21 protein-coding genes are annotated in these 26,477 nt (G+C 62.2%); 9 read left to right on the forward strand and 12 right to left on the reverse strand.

All coding sequences use genetic code 11. The annotated features are described in order from the left end of the window. The first annotated feature begins 169 nt into the window (after positions 1 to 169). On the forward strand, positions 170 to 934 hold the full coding sequence (locus tag BV034_RS29895; RefSeq protein ID WP_265593624.1) for a hypothetical protein: 765 nt from the start codon (positions 170 to 172) through the stop codon (positions 932 to 934). Then, positions 901 to 1,905 carry an autotransporter-associated beta strand repeat-containing protein gene (locus BV034_RS29900; protein WP_265593625.1) on the forward strand — a complete coding sequence of 335 codons (1,005 nt, stop codon included), beginning with the start codon at positions 901 to 903 and terminating at the stop codon, positions 1,903 to 1,905. The genes BV034_RS29895 and BV034_RS29900 overlap by 34 nt, the downstream gene beginning before the upstream one ends. Positions 1,906 to 1,958: 53 nt before the next feature. On the opposite strand, the gene BV034_RS29905 is transcribed toward BV034_RS29900, so the two are convergent. Further along, complete coding sequence (locus BV034_RS29905; protein ID WP_050030701.1) at positions 1,959 to 2,312, reverse strand: cupin domain-containing protein; 354 nt, start codon at positions 2,310 to 2,312, stop codon at positions 1,959 to 1,961. Positions 2,313 to 2,379: 67 nt separating this feature from the next. Between BV034_RS29905 and BV034_RS29910 the strand changes: the two genes are divergently transcribed. Beyond that, positions 2,380 to 3,270: an SDR family NAD(P)-dependent oxidoreductase gene (locus tag BV034_RS29910; protein ID WP_050030613.1), complete on the forward strand. Its 891-nt coding sequence runs from the start codon at positions 2,380 to 2,382 to the stop codon at positions 3,268 to 3,270. Positions 3,271 to 3,309: 39 nt separating this feature from the next. Beyond that, the gene (locus BV034_RS29915; RefSeq protein ID WP_050030614.1) at positions 3,310 to 4,974 is read left to right on the forward strand and encodes a glycoside hydrolase family 75 protein; all 1,665 of its coding nucleotides are present in this window, start codon (positions 3,310 to 3,312) and stop codon (positions 4,972 to 4,974) included. 706 nt (positions 4,975 to 5,680) lie between these two features. Here BV034_RS29915 and BV034_RS29920 read toward each other — a convergent pair. The 6 genes from BV034_RS29920 to BV034_RS29945 form a co-directional block, all read right to left on the reverse strand. Continuing rightward, entirely contained in the window at positions 5,681 to 6,469 is a 789-nt protein-coding gene (locus BV034_RS29920) for a 4'-phosphopantetheinyl transferase superfamily protein (protein ID WP_050030615.1), read from the reverse strand. A 291-nt stretch (positions 6,470 to 6,760) separates the two neighbouring features. Further along, entirely contained in the window at positions 6,761 to 7,921 is a 1,161-nt protein-coding gene (locus BV034_RS29925) for an ROK family transcriptional regulator (protein WP_081888217.1), read from the reverse strand. Between the two features lie 7 nt (positions 7,922 to 7,928). Then, positions 7,929 to 9,224 (reverse strand): MFS transporter, encoded by a 1,296-nt coding sequence (locus tag BV034_RS29930; RefSeq protein WP_050030617.1) that lies wholly within the window; start codon positions 9,222 to 9,224, stop codon positions 7,929 to 7,931. After that, the gene (locus tag BV034_RS29935; protein WP_050030618.1) at positions 9,208 to 9,528 is read right to left on the reverse strand and encodes a hypothetical protein; all 321 of its coding nucleotides are present in this window, start codon (positions 9,526 to 9,528) and stop codon (positions 9,208 to 9,210) included. The genes BV034_RS29930 and BV034_RS29935 overlap by 17 nt, the downstream gene beginning before the upstream one ends. Before the next feature lie 43 nt (positions 9,529 to 9,571). Continuing rightward, positions 9,572 to 10,780: a molybdopterin-dependent oxidoreductase gene (locus BV034_RS29940; protein WP_050030619.1), complete on the reverse strand. Its 1,209-nt coding sequence runs from the start codon at positions 10,778 to 10,780 to the stop codon at positions 9,572 to 9,574. 46 nt (positions 10,781 to 10,826) lie between these two features. Beyond that, entirely contained in the window at positions 10,827 to 11,900 is a 1,074-nt protein-coding gene (locus BV034_RS29945) for a Gfo/Idh/MocA family oxidoreductase (RefSeq protein ID WP_050030620.1), read from the reverse strand. Between the two features lie 94 nt (positions 11,901 to 11,994). On the opposite strand from BV034_RS29945, the gene BV034_RS29950 reads away from it, so the two are divergent. After that, a complete protein-coding gene (locus BV034_RS29950) occupies positions 11,995 to 13,167 on the forward strand; it encodes an LLM class flavin-dependent oxidoreductase (RefSeq protein ID WP_343123302.1) in 1,173 nt (390 codons plus the stop codon). Between the two features lie 730 nt (positions 13,168 to 13,897). Here the strand turns inward: BV034_RS29950 and BV034_RS29955 are convergent. The 4 genes from BV034_RS29955 to BV034_RS29970 all read right to left on the reverse strand — a co-directional run bounded on the left by BV034_RS29955 (position 13,898) and on the right by BV034_RS29970 (position 19,634). Continuing rightward, positions 13,898 to 15,622, reverse strand: a complete 1,725-nt coding sequence (locus BV034_RS29955; RefSeq protein ID WP_050030621.1) for a DUF4407 domain-containing protein — start codon at positions 15,620 to 15,622, stop codon at positions 13,898 to 13,900. 173 nt (positions 15,623 to 15,795) lie between these two features. Then, on the reverse strand, positions 15,796 to 16,989 hold the full coding sequence (locus tag BV034_RS29960) for an ABC transporter permease (protein ID WP_050030622.1): 1,194 nt from the start codon (positions 16,987 to 16,989) through the stop codon (positions 15,796 to 15,798). Then, the gene (locus tag BV034_RS29965; RefSeq protein WP_050030623.1) at positions 16,971 to 17,606 is read right to left on the reverse strand and encodes an ATP-binding cassette domain-containing protein; all 636 of its coding nucleotides are present in this window, start codon (positions 17,604 to 17,606) and stop codon (positions 16,971 to 16,973) included. Before BV034_RS29965 ends, BV034_RS29960 begins: the two co-directional genes overlap by 19 nt. A 33-nt stretch (positions 17,607 to 17,639) precedes the next feature. After that, entirely contained in the window at positions 17,640 to 19,634 is a 1,995-nt protein-coding gene (locus BV034_RS29970) for an ABC-F family ATP-binding cassette domain-containing protein (protein WP_050030624.1), read from the reverse strand. Between the two features lie 502 nt (positions 19,635 to 20,136). Here BV034_RS29970 and BV034_RS29975 point away from each other — a divergent pair. The 4 genes from BV034_RS29975 (at position 20,137) to BV034_RS29990 (ending at position 24,869) form a co-directional block, all read left to right on the forward strand. Then, the gene (locus BV034_RS29975; protein WP_050030625.1) at positions 20,137 to 22,197 is read left to right on the forward strand and encodes an SUMF1/EgtB/PvdO family nonheme iron enzyme; all 2,061 of its coding nucleotides are present in this window, start codon (positions 20,137 to 20,139) and stop codon (positions 22,195 to 22,197) included. A gap of 164 nt (positions 22,198 to 22,361) precedes the next feature. Beyond that, entirely contained in the window at positions 22,362 to 22,832 is a 471-nt protein-coding gene (locus BV034_RS29980) for an ester cyclase (RefSeq protein WP_081888218.1), read from the forward strand. A 122-nt stretch (positions 22,833 to 22,954) separates the two neighbouring features. Continuing rightward, positions 22,955 to 23,857: a methylenetetrahydrofolate reductase [NAD(P)H] gene (metF, locus tag BV034_RS29985; RefSeq protein ID WP_038164144.1), complete on the forward strand. Its 903-nt coding sequence runs from the start codon at positions 22,955 to 22,957 to the stop codon at positions 23,855 to 23,857. A 109-nt stretch (positions 23,858 to 23,966) separates the two neighbouring features. Continuing rightward, complete coding sequence (locus BV034_RS29990) at positions 23,967 to 24,869, forward strand: ROK family protein (RefSeq protein ID WP_038164142.1); 903 nt, start codon at positions 23,967 to 23,969, stop codon at positions 24,867 to 24,869. 738 nt (positions 24,870 to 25,607) lie between these two features. Here the strand turns inward: BV034_RS29990 and BV034_RS29995 are convergent. Beyond that, positions 25,608 to 26,453 (reverse strand): UDP-2,3-diacylglucosamine diphosphatase, encoded by an 846-nt coding sequence (locus BV034_RS29995; protein WP_050030627.1) that lies wholly within the window; start codon positions 26,451 to 26,453, stop codon positions 25,608 to 25,610. Positions 26,454 to 26,477 lie beyond the last annotated feature (24 nt).

Consider the following 26,477-nt stretch of genomic DNA (forward strand, 5'->3'; position numbering starts at 1 on the left):
AGTGGCACGTTCGGGGGTCTGCCTGACTCGGGCGGCAGAAAATAATTCGCACCTTTTTCGCAACCCTGTTCCCCACGTGAACATGCAGTGCGGTTGAGTGCCATCCTTTGACTCGAACGCCAGCGACTGGACCGACAGGGGATGGACGAATCCTCTCTCGTCCTTGTCCATGAACCTACGTACCGAAAGAAAAGTTCTCCCAGCCATCTCCGCCCCGCTCATTCATGCCTGCATGGCCCTTTTGCTGGGCTCGGGCCTGGGCATCACCAGTGCCCATGCTGACAACCTCTATTGGGACTTCGCGCCTGGCACGGCCAACGGAGCGTCGAATGGAGGTGGCGCCACCGCAACCCCTGGGGATTGGTTTGCTACCAACACCTGGGACCGGGGTACCGGACTTGGCTACCAGAGCTGGACTGATGGAAATGACGCCTTTCTCGCGGGCGCCTCTGCCCTGCAACTCACTGGCAACGTCACCGCCAATACGCTGAACATCACGTCGGGCAAAGTCATCATTCAATCGGATGCAGCGGCAAACAATCACCTTCTCACCCTGACCAACGGTGGCACCATCGCCTCTTCTGCCTCCGTGACCTTTGGTGGTGAACTGGCCAATGGAGCAGGCAACGAACGGTCCCTGGAGGTCCGTCTGGGTGGCGACATCAACACCAGCGACACCTTCGGAGGCAACCTTGATTTGTTTGGTGGCAGCATACTTTCCTCAAACTCGACCACCAGCCGCAACATCTATGCAAACGTGCGCATCGGGACCCCTCAGGCAACGCCGCAGCAGCCGCCTTTGGAGACAGTTCACGAACAGGCAGCCTTCTCATCCAGGGCAACCTCTCCACTTTCGGAGGCAACAGAACCATCGAGATCGTCACCGGGACCACGGTGGAGGTGGCTGGCACCTTCAATCTGCTGGGAGGCATGACGGTGGTTGGCAACGGCACTCTCAAAGTGGCCGCCATCACCACGAACAGCTCCGCCAACGGGTTCACCCTGGGCTCAGGATCCCAGACCGCCACCCTGGAACTCGGCAGGGGCGGGGTCATGAGCTCCACCGGCAGCCCCGCTGGCACGTTTGCAAACAACATCTCCCTCAGCTCGGCCAATACAACCCTCAGGCTCAATTCCTCCTTCGCCACCTCCGCGAGCCCGGGTGTGCAGACCCTCAGCGGCATCATTTCCGGCACGGGCAAGCTGGTGCAGCAAGGCACTGGCAGGATCGACCTGACCAATGCCAACAGCTACACGGGCACCACCACCGTGAGCAGCGGCACGCTCGCGCTAAGCGGCAGCGGCACCACCGGCACCGGCGCGGTCACAGTCCAGAACTCTGGCACACTGCTGGGTACGGGCCTGGTGCGTGGCAGCACCTTCACCGCCCAGAGCGGCTCCGTCATCCATGCGGGCGAGGGCAGCCTGCAGACCAGCTACGGCACTCTCAACTTCACTCCCACCTCCGGCAGTGGCAGCTTCGACTTTCAAAGCGGCAGCAAGATCATTCTAGGTATCAACCCTGGCGGGAGCGGAGACCTGCTCAACTTCGACGGGCTCGCCAGTGGCACGTTGCTCTTCAACGGCAACTTGCAAGTCACTGCGCCTGCGGGCTATGTGCCGACATCCCCCCAGACTTTCAATCTGATCGACTGGGCGAACGTGGGCACCCTTTCGTTCGCCAGCCATTTCACCAGCAACCTGCTTCGGGATGGGTCGCTTGATGACGCATCGGGTTTTGATCTCCCAGACATCAGCGGCAGCGGCTACCAGTGGGACCTCAGCCAGTTCACCACCAACGGCACGATCAGTGTTGCCTTGATCCCCGAACCTGGACGCCCTCTGCTGCTGCTTGCTGCCATCGCGGGACTGACCCTGCGCCGTAGGCGCACGCGTCCCTCCTGAGTGCCTCACAGAACTTCGGCGCGGCAGCTGGGATCTTTGAAACAACCTTCCCCTCACGCAAAATACGTATCCTCATGCGCATACGGCGGCGCACAGCAACACAGGAACCGCAGCTCCTTGCCCGCCGTGATTTGATGCCAAGCACCTGCGGGGATCAGGATCGCGTCGCCGGGTCTCACCTCACGGGTTTCGCCATCGATCTCCATGCTGCCTGAGCCTTCCAGGATGAAGTAAAACTCCTCGCTCAGCTTGTGATAGTGCCGGTCCGTGGCCCGCCCCACCGGCAGGGAGGCCTCTGCCAGGCTCTGGTTCTGCACTGGCGCATTGGTCCGGTCCAGGATGCTGCGGATCGTGGAACCGTCTTTTGTGGTGAAAGGCGGCTGGTCGGAAAGGCGGTTGATTGTCATGGGCGGGTGCGCCATCCTTTCGCCTACCGCGCCCTGCTGCAAGCCGGATCCACCTCAATTCTCCCACATGGACACCGCCCCTCCCTCCACCAGCCCGGCGACCCCAGCCCCGCCCCTGTTGAGCGACGAAGCCCTGCAATTCTATCAAGGGGGCACCGCCATCATCACCGGAGCTTCCTCCGGTCTGGGCGTGGAGTTTGCCCGGCAGCTCTACCGGCACGTCTCCGTGCTGGTGCTGGCCGCCCGCCGGTTCGAGGCCATGCAGGCCCTGGCGGAGGAACTCAACGCCATTCACCCCGGCGTGCGCATCATCCCCTGCGCCTGCGACCTCTCCACCGATGCCGGCCGCGTGGCCCTGTGGGAAAAGGTGGACGGCCTGGGCCTCCAGCCCACCCTGCTCATCAACAACGCCGGCCTGGGCGACTACGGTGCCTTTGCCGATGCCGATGAACCGCGTATCCGCCAGCAGATCGAGGTCAACATCACCGGCCTCACCCTGCTGACACGTGACTTTGCCTATCGCGCCAAGGCCACTGCGGACAAACCCGCCGCCGTGCTCAACGTGAGCTCCCTGGCCAGCACCGTGCCTGTCCCAGATCTGGCCGTGTACGCCGCCACCAAGTCCTATGTCTCCAGCTTGAGCGAGGCCCTGGCCATCGAGTTCGCCTCCAAGCACATCCGCGTGCTCTACGTCTGCCCTGGGCCCACGCCCACCAACTTCGGCCAAAACGCCCGCCGCCTGGACGACCGCGATATCGACCGCAGCGGCCAGAACCTCCTGGTGGTCACGCCCGATCGCGTGGTCGCAGCCGCACTGGGCGGCCTGGCTGAGAACAAAATCCGCGTCTTCCCCGGCAAACGCGTGCGTCTGGCCGCGTTGGTATTTGAACTCCTGCCCAAGCTTCTCGTCCGATTCATTCTGACACGTCGCTATCGTCGAGCCCAGCACCAGCCCTGATGGGGCCTTCCCTGCTCATCCTTTTCTCTGCTTCCCCCAATGGCCGAAAAAAACACCCCCAAGTCCCCCAAGCGTTCCGGTCGTGGCTCCGACCTCCCGCCCCCTGATGACGAACAAAACCTGCCTGAGCGCTGGCACCCGCGTCGTCGTGGCTTCTGGGGCAATCTGACCCGCTTCGTTTTCTTCACGACCCTTCTGCTGGCTCTCGTCCTGCCCTTCACGCCCTACGCTGGCAAGATCAAGCGCTCCCTCATCGAGATCGTGGAGAAGGCCCGCAGCGGCAAGGTCGTCGTACGTGACGTCACCAAGGAAGTGCCCGTGTACAAGGAGAAGACGGTGGAGAAGATCGTGGAGGTGGAAGTGCCCGCCCCACCACCGCCACTCCCGTCCAAGTTCGTCGCACGCAAAGAGGTGGATGCCGCCACCCTCTTCAACGGCCTCACCATCCAGACCACCCTCCAGACGGAGGAGGGCAAGTATGCCAGCATCGAGCGCACGGACAAGGACGCGTACACCGTGGACTTCCAGCTCAAGATCCGCATCCCCAAGCCCAACGAGTCACTGGATGAGCTGGCCCGGATCAACCCGGAACTGCCCAAGGCCTTGCCCGGACTGAAGTCCATGCTGGACAACAACGCCAAGGTCTCCGGCTTCTACCACAAGCTCTATGAACGCAAGGCCAGCATGGTGCAGCAGAACCTGACCCGGCTGAACAAGATCCTCGACCGGCACAACTTCTTCGACTGCGAGACGATCCTCGAACTCACCCACCCGGTCTCAAAGCGCAACGTCCTCCTCATCCAGAGCGAGATGGACGTGGTGGCCGACGGCTCCGACGGCGACCGCATGCCGGTGATGAGCGCAGACATCTACAACAGCGACTACTACCAGCCCTTCACCACCTACGAATGGGCCAAGAAAAGTTCTACCACGAACCCCCTCCTCCCCCGCTGGCAGGGCCGGTTCGAGTCTGCCAAGGCCGAGTATGGCAAGAAAGGCATCTCCAACGCCAAGAAAGCCGAATTCAAGTCCGAGATGGATGAGGCCGACCGCATCGTCAAAGCGCTCAAGAGCCGCAGCAGCCTCATTGCAGAGAAGGATCCCTTCATCGTGATTTCCCTGCTCTTCCGGGACTATCCCAAGGTCCACCCCCATGCCCCCAGCATTGGCGACTATGCCGCGATCATTCACGGCAACCAGATCCTGCCCGCCATCTGCGGAGACTATGGCCCCACCATGAAAATGGGTGAGGCCTCCCTGATGGTGGCCAAGAAGATCAATGACAAGTCCACCCCCTACAACCGTCCGGAGAGTGATCTGAAGGTCACCTACCTCATCTTTCCCGGTACCGCCGAGCGTCCCTTCGGCCCACCGGATCTCCAGAAGTGGAGGGAGAAGGTGAACGCCTACCTCACCGATGTGGGCGGCGTGGGCGATGGCTACGTGCTGCACACTTGGGAGAACCCCTTCCCGCCCCCCGCCACGGTCACCCCACCTCCCCCGGCAACCACCTTGCCCGCCACCCCTCCCCTGGCGACCACACCTCCCGGCACCACGCCACCCGCTGCGACCTCGTCCCCGGTTCCGGTGTCGCCCGCCTCCAGCACCCCCACTCCAGTGAGCCCACCTGCTTCTCCGGTCTCCGCACCTTTGAAGCCTGCCGAGACAGTCATCCCCGCTACGAAGTCAACGCCAGCGTCGTAGGGAGCGAGGGAGGATAGTTTGGGCAAATTGGCCGTGCCTCCCCGCGGCGACTGAGCCGACGGGGACCGTCGGACTACTCCCGCAGCGTTGCCTCGGGCGTAGTGCGGATGTGCCATCCGGCTCAGTCGCAGCCCCCTGAGATTCTTTCGCCTACAACCAACGCTCCTTCCCTCCCTGACTGATCCCAACACGACCTCATGGGACGTTTGGGGCAGATTGGGACAGGAATGCCCCTCCTTCTACTGACCGCTCAGTTGGTCGTCTCATGGTGGGCGCAAGTTCATCAAGTCTCGCTTGTTGAGGAGTCAGCTCGTTCAGTGTGATTGCCATCACCCCCTCCGCGACTGCTACCGACGGGGAAACAGGCTCAGTTGAAGCCTTTCCTCGAAGAGGATCTGGCCACAAGCCCAACGTTGGCGAGCCTCAAGCGAGCCTACGTTGGGGACACGATAAGAGCCTTCTACTCCGAAGGAGTTGCGGCGGTCCCCTGTCGCAAGCGCCCAAGCACCCGCTGAAATGGCATGTGAATATTCCCTCGATCCCCATCCTCCGCTCACCTCTGCTCCTGCTCGAACCGGCTCTGGAAGCTGTTCGCAGTTCAAACTTTAGATTGCTCAGTCGGTCTGTCGCAAACTGAGGCAGACTAAAGTTCGCCATTACTTTACCACCGCATCACGCTACTCTGCTCGCCCCCGAGTCTTGCGTTTTAAAGTCTTCTGTCTCCCGCGTAGCGGGCCGAGGTCGGCGTCAGCATCGCGACAAAGCTCGCCACATGGCGCGGGCAAAACCGGATCCGCTCAAAGGCCCACCCGGGGCCCGGGAAAATGGGCCAGGCATTGCCCGCCGCATCGAAGTGCACCTGGATCTCATGCGGTGAACCGTCCAGCCCGACGCCCAGGGCTTTCAGCGACGCTTCCTTGATGGTCCAGGCCTCCGCAAAGGCGCGTCGTCGTAACTCCGCTGGCAGGCAGGACCAGGCCAGAAACTCGTCCTCAGTGAAAGCGATCTCCAAATGCTCATCAGAAGGCTCATGCTCGTCTATTTCCTCGACATCCACCCCAATGCCCGCCGCCTCTCCCAGAATGATCAGCGAACATTCGTCTGAGTGGGCCACGCTGAAGTCCAGATCACTCGCCAGGGGATGCATGCAGCGAGGCTTCCCATGCACATCCATCCTCAGCGGCACCATGTTCGGCGGCACGCCGATCTCACGGCCCAGCATCCGCCGCAGCTCCGCCCGAGTGCGAACCGCCAGCGCGCAGGTCCGGCGATCTCGCAGCGTGGCGTGGTAGTGGGCCCGCTCTTCCAGGGTCAGCATGGCGGAGTCGATCGGGCAGACCTCATCCAGGTCCCGTCCATCAAGGATCCGGCAGAGCACAGATCGCTCCTCCATGGCGGAGGAAGTGGACCGCCTGCCGAGGGCGAAGTGGGCGAGCATCATGCCAAAGCGCCCGTTGGCTGTTTCCGAGGTCTCGTGAGTGGTCGTGGACGTCATGCGGAAGTTCCCCTTTGCGGGTTTGAGGAGCCATTTTCATGCCAGACGGCGGATCATGGAGAAACCCATTTTCAGCCAGCTCTAACAGGTATCGAGCCTTGGACATCCTTTGGCCGACAAATCCTCAAAAATATTTCAAAAAAACTTCACTTATTTGGTGCACCTCTCCATACCCCACATGAATGCCTGGGCATCCTCTTGTTCACTGGGATTGTTATTATAAAAAAAGAACCAGGTCGCATAGGGCAACCTGGTTCTTTTTATCTAAATTTGCAAATAACGGGCAGGCGATCAGCCCACATCGGCAGGGCGCCATTTCTCCAACGCCAGAGCTGCTGCACCTACTGCGCCAGCGAACTCTCCGAGCTCCGAGATCAGGATCGGCACACTGGGATGGTAGTCGCTCTCGAACTGCAGGGCGAAGTTGCGCACGGAGTCCAGGTAGAGATCGCCGAGCGCCGTCAATGGGCCGGCCACCACCACGATTTCAGGGTCAATGAGCTGCACCATTTGGGCAATCGCCCAGCCGTGCACCGCCGCCACTTCACGCACAGCGGTCAGCGCGTGCGAGTCTCCCTGCTGGGCCTTCTCCAGAAAACCCTCCAGTTCCAGATCGGATCCACTCAGCGTGTTGTAGCGGGTCAGAGCCGCCGTCACGGAGGCGTACTTTTCAAACGTGCCGCCGGAGCGCCACTCCCACTTCTCCTCCAGCGCGTTGTACACCGGGCAGTTCCAGCCGCGGATCTCTCCGCCCAGCTCCTGGTGACCGGTAGCCAGTTGGCCATCACGGATCACTCCAGCGGCGATCCCATAGCGAACACCGAGACAGACCAGATCCTGGCAGCCGCGGCCTTCGCCGAACCACCGCTCCGCGAGGGACATCGTGCGGATGTTGTTCTCGATGTACACCGGCGCGTTCACCGCGTCACTGATGATCGAGGACAGGGGCACATTCTCCCAGCCCGGTACATGCACATACTTCAGACCCACACCGCGGCGGGTATCCACGCGCCCCGGGACGGCCAGCCCCACGGCCAGCAGCGGCAGGTGGGTTTCTCTGGCCAGTTCCGCCAGAGCGGCCGTGATCTCACGCAACACCGACTCCACGCCCATCTGGCCCTGCAGGGGCACCTTTCGCTGCGCGATGGTTTCCTGTGCGAAGTTCACGGCCGTGGCGAACATCATGTCTGCATAGAAATCCACGCCAAGGAAACATCCTCGCGCCGGATTCGGTCGCAGTCGGGTCGGCGGGCGTCCCGCCTCCTTCGTCGGTTCCACACTTTCTGTGAAATATCCCGTGGCCACCAGAGCATCCACATGCCGTCCGATGGTCGATGCGGCAACGCCAATGACACGTGCGAGTTCTACTCGCGACAGGCCACTGTGTTCCCTCACCCTCCGAATAATTTCGGCACCAAAATCCGCGTTGTCCTGAACTTTCAATCCCAGCATAACCTTATTAATCCGGTAGTTCTTCCCCTTTGGTCTCAGGAAGAAATACCAGAATCAATAATCCGACCAGAAAAAATCCAGATAAGATTGAAATAGCGGTCGAAAGAGCGAATGCCGCTTTGAGTCCGCCAGACAGCCAAAACAGCACTGGCGCGGCCAAAACTCTTCCCGTGTTGAAGCAAAAACCCGCTCCTGTGGCGCGCAGATGCGTAGGGAACAGCTCTGGGAAATACACGGCATAACCAGAGTGCATGCCCAGTGCAAAGAAGCCAAAAACAGGCAGCAGACACAGCAGCAGCGGATAGCTGTTGTACATCTGAGGCAGCCAGCACACGGCAGGTGTGATGATGATCGCGCCAATATGCATTAGCGCAAATGCTCCTCTCCGACCGAGCCTCACACTCAATGGGCCGAACGAAAGCATGCCCAATGCTGCTCCCAGAGTTTGAATAAATCCATACGCAAACTTTGCCTCAGTCGCAGCTTCGCCAGATGAATGACCTTGAGCAAGCAGGAGTTCCCTTGCCAGATCCTGCCCCGCAATGACCACACCCCAGAAAGTGGCCAGTCCGACCATCGCCAGAAAGGCACCCAGGACAGCCCGCTTTCTGGAGAAGGGATCCATCAAGAGCTCCTTGAAGCTGCCCAGACGCCCCTGGCGCTGAATGCGGGCCTGCTGCCAAGGCTCTGGCTCTCGAATGCCGGCGCGCACCCAGATCACCAACAGCGCAGGCAGGATCCCCACCAGGTAAGCCAGACGCCAATCCGTCCCCACCACGATCCCCACCACGGCGGCGAGCCACAGACCGATGACGCTGGAGGAATGGTAGATGCCCGCCGCCCGGGCACGGGACTCTTGCGGGAACACCTCTGCCACCAGCGCGGCCCCCACCGCCCACTCCCCGGCCACGCCCATGGCCACCAGGAATCGCAGCACTCCCACCTGCCAGAGCTCAGTGGCAAAGGACATCAACCCCGAGAAGAGGGAGTAAAACAGAATGGTCAGGATCATCACCGGCCGCCGCCCCCAGCGGTCCGCCAGTGAGCCAAAGAGCCAGCCACCCACGGTACCCCCGATGAGGAAGATACCCAGGAACCGCTCTCCCCAGAGCTTGATCGCCTCCGGCTCCCCCGTTCCCAGGATCGCCGGCAGCATGTCAGCCCGGGTCACGTTGAAGAGCTGACCTTCAAACGCATCAAACACCCATCCCGCCGAGGCGATGAGGAGCACCATCCATTGGTAGCGGGTCACTCCGTGCCACCAATGGTGCGGGACATTCAGGGCATCACTTGCCTGAGCCATAGGTCGTGGTCAGATAATCCACCAGCGCGGTGGTCTCATCCGGCAGCGGAGCGCCATATTTGTCTTTCATCTTCTTCACCACCCCGTCCCAGAACTTCCGGGGGAGCGGCGGCTGGGTGGAGACATACTCCACCGAGTGGCAGGTGATGCAGAGGGACTGGGCCAGCTCCACGCCCGGTCCGGATTTGTAGGTGCCGGTCTCGGCGGGCCAGTCCTCTTCCTTCGGCAGCGGCGCAGCGGAGCCGGGGACGAGAAAAGCGGTGCCAAGCAGGGCAAAGGGAAGTGCAAGAAGGGAAAGTCTCATGGGAAGGGGGAAATGAGGTTGGAGGAAATAACGGATCATCAGCTTAGGCCGCGGAGACCTTCACGGTCTCCACCACATTGCGCAGGTAGCCTGCCGGGTTCCACAGCGGCTCCATCGGCTGGGTCTGACCCACGCGGTTCGTGGCGCGACAGCGCAGCTCCCACGCGCCCTTCTTCGACGGCGTCCACGCAAAGCTCCACGGGCGGAAGGAGTACTTTCCATGATCCTTGCCCAGTTCCGCGCCCCGCCAGGTGCGGCCGCCATCATCAGAGAAGGTCACCTCCGTGATGCCCTCACCACCATCAAACGCGATGCCTTGCACGACGGTGGCCTGCCCGGCCGTCACCGTGGCCCCATCCCCCAGACTCGTGATGAAGGAGCGGATCGTAAACTTGTTGATAGGGATCGTGCTGGCGGGTGTGGTCCCGGGCTCCACGCAGCCGCCAGGTGTGGCAGGGATGCGGTAACCCGTGGCCATGAAGAAGCCGTCGAAGGCATCCTTCACCACCGTGAGCTCATTCAGGTGCTTGATCCAGTACGTACCGTAGTAGCCCGGCACCACGAGACGCAGGGGGTAGCCGTTCAGCAGCGGCAGCGGCTCGCCATTCATCTCCCAGGCCAGCAGGATCTCGCCGTCCAGCGCGTGGTCCATCTCCAGCGCCTTGATGAAATCCGGAGTCTGCGGCACCGGCGGTGTGTCCAGCCCGTTGCACACCACCTGCTTCGCCCCGGCCTGCACACCCGCCTTCTGCAGCACATCCTTCAGCCGCACGCCTTTCCAGCGCGCATTGCCCATTGCTCCATGGCCCAGCTGACCACCACCCACGCGGGGTTTGAAGAATCCCCGGCTGTTCCCGGAACACTGGTTCACGGCAATAACTTCCACCTGCTCAAAGTCCTTCTTGAGCTCGTCGAGGGACAGCTTCAAGGGCGCATTGACCAGCCCTTTCACCTCCAGCCGGAACGCTTTCTCATCCACCGTCCTGGGGATGTTGGAGAGGTGATACCGCACAAAGAATGCATCATTCGGAGTGATTACATCCTTGAACACCTCAAACGGGGTCTCCAGTTGCGGAGGACGGTGCGTAAGCAGAATGAGAGGCCGCTTTTGGGGGAATTTCACCAGACGGCGCTCACCATTCTCAAACGGCAGCACCACGCTGTCGGCAGCACCGAGAGTACCGGCGAGACCAAGGGTGGCCAGACCTGCTTTTTGGAGAAAGTGACGTCGGGAGGGGGCGTGGGAGGGCATAAGATGGGAACGCACAATCACCGGCTAGTTTTAGGGATTTCCCTCCTCATTGATGGATAGGGGTACCACCATGGAGGAAGCCATCCAGTTCGATAATTCCCCTCGATTGGGTGGAGGCCCCTGCCGCCAGGCAAAGAGCCACCCCCCACAGCCCATCGTTCGCATTCACCGCAGGTGGGATTCCCTCCTTCACCATCCGGATGCAGTGGGCGATTTCCTGCCGGAGTTCGATCAGTTCCCCGGAGGGAATATGCAGCTCCAGGTCCTCCACCGACTGACCATCGTAAACCCGCAGGGTGCAGACAGGGTCTGGCACCCGATCCGTCGCCCCGCTCCAGCTGGCCCAGATGGCCCCCTTGCTGCCCGTCACCTTCACCGTCTGATGATGGCCAAAGGCCGCCAGCGTCTGGCAGATGGTCGCCTGGGCTCCAGACGCATGCCGCACGATGGCGGTCACATTGTCGTGCAGGGTGGGGCGGAGTGGGTCTACCGCATTGGCTGAGGCATACACCGTCGCTGGCTCTCCATGCTGCTCCAGGTACCAGCGGGCCAGGTCAAAGAAATGCACCGGCTCCTCCAACATCCAGTCCCCCACCCGCTCCGGGTCATACCGCCAACCGTCTGAGCCCAGGCGGTAGGGCCGACGGGACAGCTCCACCAGCACATTCCAAGGCACCCCGATCACGCCCTGATCAATGATCTCCTTGATGCGCCCCCACTGGGAGGACAACCGCAGTTCATGCCCCACCAGGATCTGCCGGCCCTCCTGCTTTGCCAGCGCAATGAGCGCGTGGCAGTCCGGCAGCGTGGTCGCCATTGGCTTCTCCAGCAGCACGTGACATCCCGCCTTCAGGGCTGCCGCCGCGATGGGGAAATGCACATGATTGGGGGCTGCTACGTCCACCACCTCCACCGCAAGCGTTTCCAGCATCTGTTGGGCCGTCGCAAACACCTCCACCCCAGGAAAGTGCTCCCGCGCCAGCTCTCGTGAGGTCTCCGAAGGTGCCACCACCGCCGTCAGCTCCGCTTCCGGGTGGGCAGCGATGACCCGTGCGTGGTGCCTGCCCCACGCTCCATATCCAACCAGGCCAAATCTCACTTTATGTGGTGTCGATGGCATCTCACCCAGCCTAACCAATCGGATAGCTGAAAGGAAAATTCTTTGTGAAGGGAATAAATTGGGTTATTTTATGAAAAACCATAATTCCGTCGCCATGGTGCCCCCTTCCACACCTGTCGATCCCGCGCAAGGAATCCGGATTCGAACTCGCCGCCGTCAGGCCGAGATTGCGTGGTTTGGAGCGTTGTGCTCCGATGACTGCGAGTTCCTGGGCGACCCGGCCCCGCATCACCGCAGCAGTTTTGAGCACTGCTCAGAGATCGTCCGCCGGGCCGATGAGCATGGTTATCAAAACGTTCTCCTGTCCTCCGGCTGGACAGAGGGGCAGGACGCCCTTGGGTTCGCCTTCTCCATGGCCGTGCTCACCCGGCAGATCCACCAGCTCGTGGCCCTGCGCATGGGAGAGGTGCACCCGCCCATGCTGGCCCGTGCCATTGCCACCCTGGACCACATCGCCCGCGGTCGTCTGGCGTTGAACATCATCTCCTCCAACCTCCCGGGCATGGACCAGGACAACGAGGCCCGCTACGCCCGCAGCGCGGAGGTGCTGCAGATCCTCAAGCAATGCTGGACTCAGGACGAGCTGGCCTTCAAAGGCGACTTCTACGATATCGCCCGCATCCGCACCGATGCCGCCCGCCCCTTCCAGCAGAACGGCGGCCCCTTGCTCTATTTTGGTGGCATCTCCCCGCGCGCCCAGGAGCTCTGCGCCCGCTTCTGTGATGTCTTCCTGATGTGGCCGGAGACACTGCCTCAACTGGCCGACACCATGCGTTCCCTCTCCCGGCAAGCGTCTGGCTTCGGCCGAACCATCGACTTTGGGCTCCGGATTCATGTGATCGTTCGTGAGACAGAGTCCCAAGCGCGGGATGCCGCCCGCAAGCTCATCTCCCGCCTGGACGATGCCCGGGCCTGCGAGATGAAATGCCGGTCGCTGGACCACCAGTCCGCCGGCGTCCTCCGCCAGGATGCCCTCCGCGCCCATGCCGATGACGAAGGCTACATCGAAGACCACCTCTGGAGCGGCATTGGCCGCGGTCGTAGCGGCTGCGGCAGCGCCATCGTCGGCGATCCCGACCAGGTCTATGCCAAGCTCCAGCAATACATGGATCTGGGCATGCGCTCCTTCATCCTCAGCGGGTACCCCCACCTGCACGAGTGCGACCTCTTCGCCAAATACGTCCTCCCCCGCCTCCAGACCTGCCGTCTGAATGAGGTGAACGGCCGCCTGCCCCGCGTGCCCGTGGAGCAGTTCGCAATGGCTTGAGGTCGGAGGGTCAGTTGGCAGTTGGCAGTTGGCAGTGAAGGTGTTGAAGCCGTCATTGGTCGGAGCACGGGCCTCAGCTTGCGGACGTTGGATGCTTGAAGCTTCTTTCGATGGCAGCACATCAATGCATTGGGGAGCGCAGTCGGCTCGACTGCCGTTCCCGGCGGCTCGCCGGGAAATTCATGAGCGGAGCGAAGTCGCGCCTCCTTCGTATGCGCCCTGAACTGAGCTGCGGGCGAGCCGCCCTTGCAGCAGGCGGGCCGCCTGCGCTCCCCCAAGTTTTCTTAGCAGCGTCCCATCCCCCTGCTACTCTCCCAAGGTTCAAGGCAACAATCTCGATCCACAAAAGCGGCGCTTCACGCACGCACTCCATCCCGACGCGTCGGGACAAGCGGGGCCAGGTGTTGGCCAACTCCAGTCATCAGGCTCCTCGCACAGCTTGCACCATCCCTTGCACGTTCGCCTCGATCATCAAACCTTCGTGCCTTTGTGCCTTCGTGTGAGAATATCAGACTCCCGCTCCACCGGACACCGCCGATTGCCAATCTGCGGTGTCTGGTGGAGCGGGACTCTTGGCACGGACCGGGACAAGAATGCCCCTCCCTCCTTTTACTGATCACTCCGCTGGGCTCGTCCTCCGTTGCGTCCGCTCAAGTCTGGCATCTGATGTCTGGCAGTCTGGCGTCTCCGCGAAGCGGTCAAGTCTTCTGTCTCCCGAGCAACGCGCGGGTCACACCGAACTCGCGGGCTTGGTCGTCCCCTGGTCAAAGAACTGCTCCATGCGACCGCGCAGGTCGCCGTAGAACGTGTCTGCCATGTGCCGCAGCATTGCCTGACGTTCCGCGCTGGAGAAATGCGCACTGGCCCCGGCCAGAGTCTCCTCCTGCGAGCGCATGCGCTCCTGAAAGGTCTTCTCCAGGTCCATGAGAGTTTCCAGGAATTCCTTGGCTGCCTTGGAGCGATCCACGCCTTCAATCAGTGCCTGCTCGAGCGGCTTGTTGCGCGTCAGGTGCAGGAGCCGGCCGTTGGCCAGCTCATCCATATACCGATGGTAGCTTTTCAAGAAGGCCTCACGCTCCTTGTCGAACCGCACCTCATCACAATCCACCAGCGTGTCATACGGCCCCGGCTTGGCGAAGAATTTCACCATCAGAGGAATCGTGTCCACCAGCATGAACAGCAGTGAAAGCACCACATACGCCGTAAGGGCGAACTGGCCACCTTCGGATCCTTCGCGAAACACCCGGTGCAGCGCCAGCGTCTGCTTGAGGATGTCGCGCCGCGGTTCATCGCGGATCTTGTCCATGCGCGCTCGTTCATCCTCGCCGATCTTCGCCAGCTCCTTTTGCATCTGTTCCATCTGCTCCAGCCGGGTGTCGATCTGGGTCTTGAGCGTGGCGCGCATTTGGTTCTGCTGATCCACAAACTGATCCGCCTGCTGCTGCTGCACCTGCTGGCGGAGGCCTTCGATCCGGGCCTGCTCCTGCTTCACCTTCACTGCCTGCTCCGTGGCCTTTACCTCGGCGGCTGCGGTCAGGGTCTGCTCGATGCTCAGCGACTCCGCCTGCAACTGGGTGCGCTCCAGCGTGCGAGCCTCCAACATGCCTGCCACACGCTTGCTTTCATCCCGACGCCAGGCCAGCTGATCACTCTGGATGCTCTTGGCTCGCGGCCCCAGGCCGATGATGCCGCTCCGCTGCCCGTTCAGCTCGCGCTCGAACTCCTTCTGCCAGAAATCCAGCTCCGACTGCAAACGGACAGACTGCGTGGTGAGATCCATTATTTCCTTTTCCGCCGCCTTCAGTTTTTCCACCGTGGGGGCCTTGGCTTCGGCGATCTGCTTTTCGAGCTCCGCCTTGGCGCGTCTTTCCTCGTCGGTGAGCGGCTTCTTGTCCCCGTGGCTTTCGTCACCCACCAGGAACTTGGCGTTGAAGCTCTCGTCCCATTTCTGCCGCGCCTTGGCGATCTCCCCATCCAGGGCGGTGATCTTCTCCTCCACCACCTTCTTCTGCTCCACCGCTGTGGTCCGCACGGCGTTAAGTTCGATCTCCCGATCTTTCTCGATCACCGACGAAATGGTGTCCTTGAAGAGCAGCAAGGTCAGCGGGTGGGAGATGGTGATGCCCATGAGCCCTGCCACCACGAGACGGAGGAAAAACTGGCTGACCTTCCGGAAGAACGACTGATAGGCGCGATACGTGGCCAGCAGCGCCCGGTCCACGGTGAGGATGATAAAGGCCCAGACCGTGGCCACGCCGAAGATGACATTCCAGTCCGTGGTGAGCGTGGAGATGGCGTAAGCCGCCGCGATGAAGGCGAACACGCAAGGCACCAGCACCGTCGCGCCAAAGGCCACATACTTGCGCACCTCCCACGGCGGGCACTCGCGCAGATTCACATCACTGGCGCCGGAAAGCCAGACGAAGACACGGGCGAAGAAACCAGGCTGGTTCATGGTAGGAGACGACAAGAGGTCAAAAAGGCACGCAGGCGGGATGTTATCAATCGAGGAGGCTGTGCCGGGGTTCCTCCGCCCGCGGGCAAAGTTTTGCGCAGGCCAGTTATACTCGTCCGAAAGGTCCCCTGCAAGAAGTAGCGAAACCTCAGACTCCCGGGCAGCCGGGAAATTCAATTCAAACTCATCCGGACCAGCCCTGCCCCCAGCTCCCAAACCAGCGCGGTGATGCCCCCGGCCAATCCTGCCGCCAGCACCCCCACCATCACCACTTCTGCCGCCTTTACCGTCGCAATGCGCCAGCGGCTGATGCCCAGATCCTCCAGCGTGGCGAACTCACGCCGCCGCATCTTGAAGGACAGGGCAAACACCAGTGAGGAGATCAGAATGACCACGACGCCCAGCACCCCCAGCAAGACCACGGTGAACCGCTCCGCCTGCACGAGGGTGGCCAGCAGCGCATCCATCTCCACGACCGGCTGCACCAACTGGTGGGCCATCTCCGGCTTTTGATAGCGCCCCAGCAGGATGGCCTGCGCCTTCTCATCCTTCGGCACCACGAGGATGGCGGTGAGCGGGAAATCATCCGGATTCCCGTGAAAGTGAAACGACTTCAGATTCTCGGCCGTGACCTCGTTGTACATCCGCACGGCCTTGCTCCCCACCACATTTTGATCCGTGCGCGACAGCACTGCATTGGGATCTTCCGCCGTCACCAGATCCTCATGCCCATGCGCTTTCCCCTCGATCAACCAGGCGGTTTTGACGTCCACAAAGATCGCGTGGTCATCGGCCGTTCCCGACTCCGCAAGCACTCCGGTGACGGTCATCCGCAGCGGGTAGATCCCCGCCAGATCAAACACCTGCTCAGGTGAGGAGCTCACCTTGCCCCCCACCTGCCAGCCCCGCTCCCGCGCCACTCTCGCGCCCACCACACAATCTCCCAACCGGCCCAGCGTGCGCCCCTGGGCGATGGGCAGACCGCGGTAGGCAAAGTACTCCAGACTCGTTCCCACGATCGGGGCCTGCTGGGCATGGTAACGCACGTACAAAGGAATGGCCGTTGCCAGACCGCTGGACCGGATCGCCTGCACCTGTTTCTGCGGAATCTCCCCCGCGCCCCGTCGGCGGAAATAGAGGGCATTGAGCACCAGTTCCAGCGGACTGCCCTTTGCCCCCAGGACCAGCGGGGTAGCAGCTGCCCGGGATCGCATTTCCGCCTGGGCGATCTGCACCAGCCCCCGCACGGCCAGCGGCAACGCGAGCGTCAACCCGAGTGCGAGGATCAACAGAAGCGTGCGCACGCGGTAGTGCGCGACGTACTGCCAGGCGAGTTGCAACGGCCCTTTCACGACGGCTGGCTCCACGCCTCCACGCTGAGTTTCTGCTGGGCCTGCTCGTGCAACTCCAGGTCATGCGTCACCAGCACCAGCATCGTGCCGTGCTCGTGCAGCTCCTTTTGCAGCAGATCCGCCACCATGTTGCGCCGCCGGGTGTCCAGCGCAGAGGTTGGCTCATCCGCCAGCAGCAACGCCGGACGATGCAGCAAAGCCCGCACCACCGCGATGCGCTGACGCTCGCCTTGAGACAGCTGGGAGACCAAGTGCTCCCGGTGCCCCGCCATCTCCACCGCTTCCAACAGCGATTCCGCGCGCGTCTCGTGATCCTTTTGCAGACGCCCCGTGAGACGCAGTGGCAGCAGCACGTTGTCCCAGGCCGTCAGGTATTCGATCAGGGCGAAGTCCTGAAACACGAGTCCCGTGCGGGCCAGACGCACCGCCCGGTCCGGCACCGCACCCTCGATCTGGACGCAGCCGCCCTGCGCCGCCAGGATGCCGGAGAAAAGCTTGAGCACCGTCGTCTTCCCGGCGCCGCTCGGCCCGCCCAACCCCAGACTCTGTCCCGGCCTCAGGATCAGCTCCGGGATGTGCAGGGAAAAGCCGCCCCCGCCATAGGCAAAACGGAGGTCGCGGACTTCGAGCATGGGGAATTCAGGTTCGAGGTTCCTACATCCGCGTCAGGCGAACTCCTTCTCAGCACTCTCAATGGCCTCGCTCACTTCCGACCATTGAGAGAAGGCCTTTTCCAGGGAGCTTTCGATGGTGGAGAAGCGGCTTGTCGTCTCCATCACCTCCCCGGCATCCGTGCCAAAGGAGGCGCTGTTCATCTTCTTCACCAGCTCGGTCTTGTCCTGCTCCAGGCTCGCGATCTGCCCCTCCACCGCCTCCAGCTTCTCCTGCAGCGGCTTCAGGATGTGCGCCCGTTGCTGGCGCTTCTGCGCCTCGATCCGCCGGCGCTCCTTGGAGTTGTTGTCGATCTCCACCGGCATGGCCGTGGGTTTGACGACTGCGGCGGGGCTGCTGAAACTGATGCTGCTGGTCGCGGCCAGCTTTGCCTTCTCCTCCGCCTTCTTCTCCAGATAGTAGCTCAGGTTGCCATGGTAGAGCCGGGGGGACTCGCCCACACGGAACTCCAGCGTCTTCGTCACCACGGGATCAAGAAAATCACGATTGTGGGAGACGATGGCGTAGCTGCCGGAGTAGTCCAGCAGCGCCTGCTGCAGCACCGACTGGGAGCGCATGTCCAGGTGGTTGGTCGGTTCGTCCAGCACCAGGAAGTTGGAGGGAGTGAGCAGCATGTTGGCCAGGGCCAGACGTCCCCGCTCCCCGCCGCTCAGCACCTTCACCAGCTTGAAGACGTCATCCCCGCGGAAGAGGAAACATCCCAGCAGGGTGCGGAGCTGCGCCTCGGACATTCCCTTTGCGGATTTCTCAATCGTTTCCAGCACCGTTTTGGCGCCGTCCAGCGCATCGGCGTGGTCCTGCGAGTAGTAGCCCACCCGCACGTTGTGCCCCAGCTCCCGGGTGCCACCTGTGGCCTTTTCCACCCCGGCCAGGATCTTGCTGAACGTGGTCTTGCCTGCGCCGTTCACACCCACAATCGCCAGCCGGTCGCCCTTGTTGATTTCGAAGTCGAAGGGCTTCAGGACATAACGCACGCCATCATAGCTCTTGGCGACCCCCTCCATGCGCATCACCGTGTGACCGCTCGCCGGAGGCTGCGGGAACTTGAAGCCGATTTCGTCACCCTCCACTTCCAGCTCGATCCGCTCCACCTTGTCGAGCGCCTTGATGCGGCTCTGGACCATGGACGCCTTGTTGGCCTGGGCGCGGAAACGGTCGATGAACTGCTGCGTCTTGGCGATCTCGCGGTCCTGGTTCTTCTTGGCGCGCTCCAGCTGCTCGCGACGCGCCGCACTCTCCCGGACAAAGAAGGAGTAGTTCCCCTGGTACTGGGTGGCCCGGGCACCAGGCTCGAAGGCCAGAGTGCGGTTCGTCAGGTTGTCGAGGAGACGCCGGTCGTGGCTGATCAGGATGATCGCACCGGGGTAGTTCTTCAAATAGTCTTCCAGCCAGACCACCGTCTCGATGTCCAGGTGGTTCGTCGGTTCATCCAGCAGCAGCACGCTGGGCTCTGCGAGGAGCAGCTTGGCCAGGGCGATGCGCATCTGCCAGCCGCCGCTGAATTCATCCGTGAGCCGGTCCAGATCCTTGTGGGCGAAACCCAGGCCCATCAGCACTCGCTCGATGCGCGGCTTCATTTTCGACAGGTCGTGGTGCTCCAGGCGGATCTGCAGGTCCCCAAAGACCTCCAGGGCGTCGATGTACTCGCTGGAAGACGTGTCGTAGGTCCCCAGAGCCTCGCTGGCCTCGTCAAACTGGCGCTGCAGTTCCATCGCGTCCTCAAACGCCGTTTCCGCCTCCGCCATGAGGGTACGCCCCTTCACCTCCACCCCTTCCTGGGGCAGGTACCCGACCGTCACAGACTTGGCCTTGATGATCTTCCCCTCGTCCTGCTGCTCGATCCCGGCGATGATCTTCATCAAGGTGGACTTGCCCGCCCCGTTGGGCCCGGCCAGGGAAAAGCGCTCCCCGGCGCGGATGGTGAAGTTCAATTCTCCAAACAGACGGCGGGGGCCATATGAGATACCAAGGTTTTCTGCGGCAAGCATGGGAGAGCACCCATGCCATGAGGTGGAGGGGGATGCAAAGGGTGGAGGGACAAAAGTAGTGCTGGGTTTTGGCCTGGCTTCCCCGCGCTGGGCCAAAAGGCAACCCCACGCCAACGGCGTCAGACAAAATACCCTCGCGTGGAGCGAGACGGAGGCCTAGCAACGCCTCCCCGCGCAACACGGATGTTGGGGAGCGCACGCATCCTGCGTGCTGTTCTCGGCATCTTGCCGAGGACGACGATTTTGCAAAGTCTCTGAAGGGTCTCCAGCCAAAGCCCCCCAACACCTGGCCCCGCTTGTCCCGACGCGTCGGGATGGAGTGCGTGCGTGAAGCACCGCTTTCGCGCCCCCATGACATCCTCACATCCTGCATCTTGAACAGGGCGATTCCATCCTTCTCCGATCCCCCGCCCCCAAATCCAGCAAAGACCCCAGTTGTCTCCACGTACTCCCCAAGCCCGCAAAACCGCCCCCACCGCCTTCGCCCCTCGCTCTTTTTGCCATGCTCTCTTCCCGCGCCCTCCCCTGGCTCTTCGCCCCGCTCCTCACAGCGATCCCACTCCACTCCGCGAGCGCACAGGACACCGCCCCTGCCCCCACCCTCACCAACTCCGTCGGCATGACGCTCGTGCGCATCCAACCGGGCACCCTCACCATGGGCCAGGACGGACCGCCCTCCGACTACCGGCTCTCCAAACACCCGGAGAAGTTTGACGATGCGGATTGGGACGAAAAGCCGGCCCATCAGGTCACGCTCACCCAGCCCTTCTCCATGGGGGCCACGGAGGTCACGATCGGCCAGTACCGGCAAAGCAATCCGGACTTCCGTAAGAGCCAGCCAGACGATGACGCCGTGACCGCCATCACCTGGCACCAGGCGGTGAAGTACTGCGAATGGCTGTCCCAGAAGGAGGGGCGCACCTACCGCCTGCCCACCGAGGCGGAGTGGGAATACGCCTGCCGCGCAGGCACCACCACCTTGTTTTCCACAGGCAACGCCCTGCCGGACAACTTCCAGCCCTGGACCGGAACCACCGGGCACGTTCCCCTGGCACGCCCCAACGGCACCCTTCCTCCCCCTTACCGTCAGGAGGCCAAGGTCAGCCTCCGCGTGGCGCAGTCTCCCGCCAATGCCTGGGGCCTGTATGACATGCACAGCAATGTGGCCGAGTGGTGCAGCGACTGGTACGGCCCCTATGAAGCCGGTGCCCAGACCGATCCCATCGGCCGGTCTGACGGCGACTTCCGCATCATTCGGGGCGGATATCACTCCAACTTCGCCCGCTATCTCCGCAGTGCCAACCGTGCGGCCTGGCTCCCAGAGTCGCGCCACAGCCGTACCGGGTTCCGTGTCGTGCTCGCCGACGCGCCAAAGAGTCAACCACTGCCACCTGCCCCCGCCCCGCTGCACGCCCGGGAGGTGAAGCACGGGTCCATGAAAATCGAAAAGGGCCCCCAGCACCTCCCCCATTTCTCCGGTCCCAAGCCCTACGTGAAGATCGAGCCCAGCTCCGTCGGCCCCCTTTTCTTCACGCACAATCACAGCCCCTCCATCACCGAGTGCCCCAATGGCGATCTGCTGGCCGTGTGGTACTCCTGCGCGGAGGAACCCGGCGCGGAACTCAGCAACCTGGCCAGCCGTCTGCGCCACGGTGCCACGGAGTGGGAACCCGCTTCGCCCTTCTGGGATGGCCCGGACATCAACGACCACGCGCCCAAGGTCTGGTGGGACGGCCAGTCCACGCTCTACCATTTTGTGAAAGGTCGCGATGAAAACCTGTTCCGCACCTCCACCGACAACGGCGCGACCTGGACCAAGGCCCGCCTCATCCAGCCTGCGGGCGAGTACGGCAATCAGGTGCTGCGCCTTGCCGACGGCACCCTGGTTCTTGGAAATGACACGCGCCAGTGCAGCCTCGTGTACAGCCGCGACCACGGGGCCACCTGGAGCTACAACGACGTGAAGCAGCGGGCCAGCGACTTCCGGCCCGGAGGCCAGGGCTTCCGCTACCCCGGTATCCACGCCCCCATGGTGCAGCTCAAGGACGGCCGCATCATGGCCGTGAGCCGCAACGACCAGGAGGCGGACCATGCAAAGTTTGACCACAAGACCCCGGCCAGCTTCACCAGTGACCTTGGCAAGACCTGGACCTATGAAACTACCGAATTCCCCGCCATCAGCACCGTGCAGCGCGCCGCCATGATCCGGCTTCAGGAGGGCGGCATCCTGCTGTGCAGCTTCACCGACCAGTGGCGCGACTGGAAGAACCGCAAGGGGATGAAGTTCCATACCGCCGACGGCAGGGAATTCACCGGCTACGGGATGTTTGCCGCCGTGTCTTATGACGAGGGTAAAACCTGGCCGGTGAAGCGATTGGTCACGCCCGGCGGCGCGACACGGTCCATCAACGCCATTGATCGTGTCATGGTGGAGGTCAGCGACACCCTGGCCGAGCCCTGCGGCTACCTGGCGGTGACCCAGACGCGGGACGGGAACATCCAGCTCCTCACCAGCAAGAATCACTACGCGTTCAACCTGGCGTGGCTGGAGGGGCGGAAGTAGAGCCACCGGCCCAAGTTCAATGCCGGCTAGTCCCCCGCTCAGGAGGCCCCAACATCCAGCCTCCTCCCCCCTGCCCATGAGGTCCCTCCCTGAACAACGGCAGGCCACGTTTGGCAGATCCCATCAGACAAAAAGGCTTGGTTTATTCCAAGGAATGCCCTAGCATGCCCCCCATGTCACCGCGAGACCTTGCCCTTCGCTGGTTCCACGAAGTGTGGAATGAACGCAGACCCGACGCTATTCGGGAGATGCTGGCCCCGGATGCCATCGGCCATACCGAAGGGGGCGAGATGGTGGGGCCTGAGGCCTTCATTGAACTTTTCCACCGCCCCTTCCTCACGGCGTTTCCGGACGTCGAGGTGAAGGTGAATGCCGTGATCGAGTCTGGCGCCGAAGTGGCCGTACGCTGGACAGCCCGCTGCACCCATACGGGCGACGCCTTCGGGATCGGTGCCACCGGGCGCAAACTGACCTTCAACGGCGTCAGCTGGTTCACGGTCCAGGATGATCTCTTTGTCGAAGGCTGGGATCACTGGAACTTCAGCGGGTTCATGCAGGCCCTCTCCAGCGGCACTGGCACGGCCAGCATTTTGGTGGAGAATGCCCCTGACTCCGAGCCCAGCAACGTGGCCTGAGTTCCGATTGCCCCGATCCAGGCTTCTCAGGTCAATTTGTGTTCACACCCTGAGGCGTGATTCTCCTGAAGCCAGGGTTGCAACTTCCTCTGGGGCGGAGTTGAGTGCCCTTCTCAAGCATCATGCATATTCGCGACATCTTCGCCCAACGCCGCCCGACGTTCTCGTTTGAGTTCTTCCCGCCCAAGACCGCCGAGACCTCTCAGGCGCTCTACGAAACCATCAGTGAGTTGGAAGCTTTCAAGCCGGACTTCGTGAGCGTGACCTACGGCGCGGGCGGAACCACGCGCGAGTTGACCCATGATCTGGTGGTGCGCATCAAGCAGACCACCTCCCTCGACCCCATCCCTCACCTCACATGTGTGTGTCACAGTGAGGAGGACATCGGCAGCATCCTGCAGCGCTATGCCGAAGCCGGCGTGAGCAACATCCTCGCCCTCGGCGGGGATCCTCCGCGCGGTCTGGCCAACTACGAAAAATCCAAGGACGCCTTCCAGCAGGCCTCCGATCTGGTGCGCTTCATCCGCAACTTCTCCGGCCATCCTGACAATCGCGGCTTTGGCATCGGTGTGGCCGGCTTCCCTGAGGGCCACCCCACTACGCCGAACCGCCTTCTCGAGATGGATTACCTCAAGGCCAAGGTGGATGCCGGCGCAGACTACATCTGCACCCAGCTCTTTTTCGACAATCGCGATTTCCTCGATTTCCGCGATCGCTGCCACCTCGCAGGCATCAATGTCCCTATCATCGCGGGCATCATGCCCATCAGCAGCGCCTCCGGCATGAAGCGCATGGCCGAGCTGGCCGCGGGAGCCCGGTTCCCCGCCAAGCTGCTGAAGGCCATCTCCCGATGCAATGGCGATGAAGCCGCTGTGGAGCGCGTGGGCATTCACTACGCCACCGAGCAGTGCGCTGACCTTCTGGACCATCAGGTTGACGGCTTCCACTTCTACACGCTCAACAAGAGCCGTGCGACGCGGGAGATCTACGCCAGCCTGGGCCTGAAAGACTCCCGGTCGCTCTGAATCGGTCTGAATCGAAAGATTCAAACCGATCCGGACCGGCGTTCCGATCTCCTGCAAGTCACCGGCTTGCCTCGAACCCTACTGCAACTCCCCTGCCCCCAAGTCCCGCATGAAGTCTGATCTGATCGCCGCCATCGAAGCCGGAGGAACCAAGTTCAATTGTGCCGTAGGAACGGGGCCCGACGACATCCGCATGCGCACGCGCATCGAGACGACGGACCCGACGGAAACGCTGCGTGAGGTCTTCGCGTTCCTGGACCAGGCCTCCAAGCAGGTGGGGAAGTTCAGCGCCATTGGCGTGGGGTCGTTTGGCCCCGTGGACCTCAATCGCAGCAGTGACACCTACGGCTACATCACCACCACACCCAAGCCCGGCTGGAAGTACACCGATCTCCTGGGCTCACTGGGAGAGATCTTCCACGTCCCCGTCGGCTTCGACACCGATGTGAACGCCGCTGCGCTGGGCGAGTACACCTGGGGCCATGGCCGCGCCTGCGAGCCCCTCATCTACATCACCGTCGGCACCGGGATCGGCGGCGGCGTGCTCATCAACGGCAAGCCGCTGCACGGCGCGTTGCACCCGGAGATCGGCCACCTCCTCATTCCCGCCATCATGTCGGATGCGCCCGAGCCCGACGGCATCTGCCCCTATCATGGGAGCTGCCTCGAAGGCCTCATCAGCGGCCCCGCCATCGCTGCCCGCTGGGGATTCCCGGCCGAGACGTATGCCCCCGATCATGCCTGCTGGGGCGAGTTCTCCACCCTCATGGCTCTGGGCCTCTCCAATCTCATCCTCACCCTCTCACCGCAACGCATCATCCTCGGCGGCGGCGTCATGCACCAGTACCACCTCTTCCCCATGATCCGGGAGGAAGTGCAGCGCCTGCTGAATGGTTACATCCAGACCCGCGAGTTGATCGAGGATATCGAAAGCTACATCACCTCCCCTGGTTTGGGCGACGATTCAGGATTGCTCGGTGCCATGGCATTGGGGATCGGGGCGCTGAAGTAGCGGGTCGGGGGTGGCCACTTGCCACGTAAATTGTTTCCACCAACCCGACTCTCGACTTCGGAGGCCGGGCAGTGTCCACCAACTGGAGCACCTCCAACACCTGGCGGCGCAGCCGCTGTGGAGTGCGTGCGTGAAGCGCCGCTTTCAGGACACCTTGTGAGGTTCGAACCCCTCACAGGTGACAGCGGAGCCCACTCCTCCGCTTCTGCCACATCGTAAACAGCCCGACACAGGACTCCCCAAAGCGGCAATCCTTGCCGCACTCCCAAAATCCCGCAAGCGGGATCAGGTGGAGGACGTCGATGGGAATGACACGTCCCATCGGCCTGAGAAGCCGCCAAAACGTGCGACTGAAGTTCCCGGCATCCACGCCACAACACTTCACAGTCATTGAGGACCGCACGCTTCCAGCGTGCCCCCGATACCGAAGGCATCACAGAAGGTAGCCGGGGGTCGAAGGAGCGTAGCGACTGACACCCCCGGCTACCTCCAAGAGTCTCCCGACCCTGAAGGGGTCGCAGAATCGTCCGCTCCACCTCACACTCCCACGCCACCTCATCAGACGCTCGACTGAGCGGAGCTAGGAACCCCCGCCTCCTTTACCGGCTCAGACTCTTCCTCACCAAACCTTCGTGCCTTCGTGTGAGAAAAATTCCCCCGCCCCAGACCCCAGACCCCAGACCTCAGGTCTTGAGTCTTGTGTCTTCCAGTCTTCTGTCTCCCGCCGAAGGCGGGCTCTCACACCGCCGTCCCGGACAACGACAACTCCGCATCCTCCTCCAACTCCGGCGCGGTCGGGGTGTTCAGCAGCAGGCCCTTCGGCTCGCGGTTGGCCCTACGGCACCAGTCTTCATAGGTGATCACCTCGAACGTCCTGTCCAAGTGCTCCACTACGGCAGTCATGGATTCTACCCAGTCCCCGGAGTTCAAATAGTGCACGTCCCCCACCTGCTTGTCCGCAGGGGTGTGGATGTGGCCGCAGATGATGCCCTTGCAGCCTTTGCTGTGGGCCAGCTGCTGGAGTTGTTCCTCGTACTTGCCCACGAAGCTCACCGCACCCTTCACCTTGGCCTTCACCCACTTGGCGAACGAGAACGGCTCCTTGCCACGCCAGTGGCGGTAGGCGTTGTAGGCCCGGTTCAGCTTGAGCAGCGTGTTATACCCCACCGCACCCACCTCGGCCATCCACTTGTGGTTCGTGGTCACGTGGTCAAAGCCATCCCCGTGCACCACCAGGTACTTCCCGTGCGGCGACTCGTGCACGTGATCAAACACGATGCTGAAGTTGTCCAGCGAGATGGGCAGGAAGCGCTCCAGCACATCGTCATGGTTGCCGCGAGTGTAGATGACTTCCACGTTCTCCTTCTCCATCTTCCGCAGCACGGTGCGGACGAAGTGCGTGTGCGCCTTGGTCCACTTGCCATCGCGTTGCAGCGCCCAGGCGTCGATGATGTCGCCGTTGAGCACCAGTTTCTCGCAGATCGAGTTCCTCAGAAAATGACTCACCTGGGCTGCCTTGCACTCCTGAACCCCCAAGTGGACATCTGAGATAAAGATGGTCTTGAAGCGTAGTTTTCGTTTCATGATGGGTCGGCCGAAGCCTGTTGC

Source organism: Verrucomicrobium sp. BvORR034, from assembly GCF_000739635.1.
Taxonomy (GTDB): domain Bacteria; phylum Verrucomicrobiota; class Verrucomicrobiia; order Verrucomicrobiales; family Verrucomicrobiaceae; genus Verrucomicrobium.

Bases quoted from the DNA above. Each gene is read 5' to 3' on its own strand.
- BV034_RS29895 (WP_265593624.1), top strand. From the start codon at position 170: ATGAACCTACGTACCGAAAGAAAAGTTCTCCCAGCCATCTCCGCCCCG.
- BV034_RS29905 (WP_050030701.1), bottom strand. From the start codon at position 2,312: ATGACAATCAACCGCCTTTCCGACCAGCCGCCTTTCACCACAAAAGAC.
- BV034_RS29910 (WP_050030613.1), top strand. From the start codon at position 2,380: ATGGACACCGCCCCTCCCTCCACCAGCCCGGCGACCCCAGCCCCGCCC.
- BV034_RS29915 (WP_050030614.1), top strand. From the start codon at position 3,310: ATGGCCGAAAAAAACACCCCCAAGTCCCCCAAGCGTTCCGGTCGTGGC.
- BV034_RS29920 (WP_050030615.1), bottom strand. From the start codon at position 6,469: ATGACGTCCACGACCACTCACGAGACCTCGGAAACAGCCAACGGGCGC.
- BV034_RS29925 (WP_081888217.1), bottom strand. From the start codon at position 7,921: ATGCTGGGATTGAAAGTTCAGGACAACGCGGATTTTGGTGCCGAAATT.
- BV034_RS29930 (WP_050030617.1), bottom strand. From the start codon at position 9,224: ATGGCTCAGGCAAGTGATGCCCTGAATGTCCCGCACCATTGGTGGCAC.
- BV034_RS29935 (WP_050030618.1), bottom strand. From the start codon at position 9,528: ATGAGACTTTCCCTTCTTGCACTTCCCTTTGCCCTGCTTGGCACCGCT.
- BV034_RS29940 (WP_050030619.1), bottom strand. From the start codon at position 10,780: ATGCCCTCCCACGCCCCCTCCCGACGTCACTTTCTCCAAAAAGCAGGT.
- BV034_RS29945 (WP_050030620.1), bottom strand. From the start codon at position 11,900: ATGCCATCGACACCACATAAAGTGAGATTTGGCCTGGTTGGATATGGA.
- BV034_RS29950 (WP_343123302.1), top strand. From the start codon at position 11,995: ATGGTGCCCCCTTCCACACCTGTCGATCCCGCGCAAGGAATCCGGATT.
- BV034_RS29955 (WP_050030621.1), bottom strand. From the start codon at position 15,622: ATGAACCAGCCTGGTTTCTTCGCCCGTGTCTTCGTCTGGCTTTCCGGC.
- BV034_RS29965 (WP_050030623.1), bottom strand. From the start codon at position 17,606: ATGCTCGAAGTCCGCGACCTCCGTTTTGCCTATGGCGGGGGCGGCTTT.
- BV034_RS29970 (WP_050030624.1), bottom strand. From the start codon at position 19,634: ATGCTTGCCGCAGAAAACCTTGGTATCTCATATGGCCCCCGCCGTCTG.
- BV034_RS29975 (WP_050030625.1), top strand. From the start codon at position 20,137: ATGCTCTCTTCCCGCGCCCTCCCCTGGCTCTTCGCCCCGCTCCTCACA.
- BV034_RS29980 (WP_081888218.1), top strand. From the start codon at position 22,362: ATGCCCCCCATGTCACCGCGAGACCTTGCCCTTCGCTGGTTCCACGAA.
- metF (WP_038164144.1), top strand. From the start codon at position 22,955: ATGCATATTCGCGACATCTTCGCCCAACGCCGCCCGACGTTCTCGTTT.
- BV034_RS29990 (WP_038164142.1), top strand. From the start codon at position 23,967: ATGAAGTCTGATCTGATCGCCGCCATCGAAGCCGGAGGAACCAAGTTC.
- BV034_RS29995 (WP_050030627.1), bottom strand. From the start codon at position 26,453: ATGAAACGAAAACTACGCTTCAAGACCATCTTTATCTCAGATGTCCAC.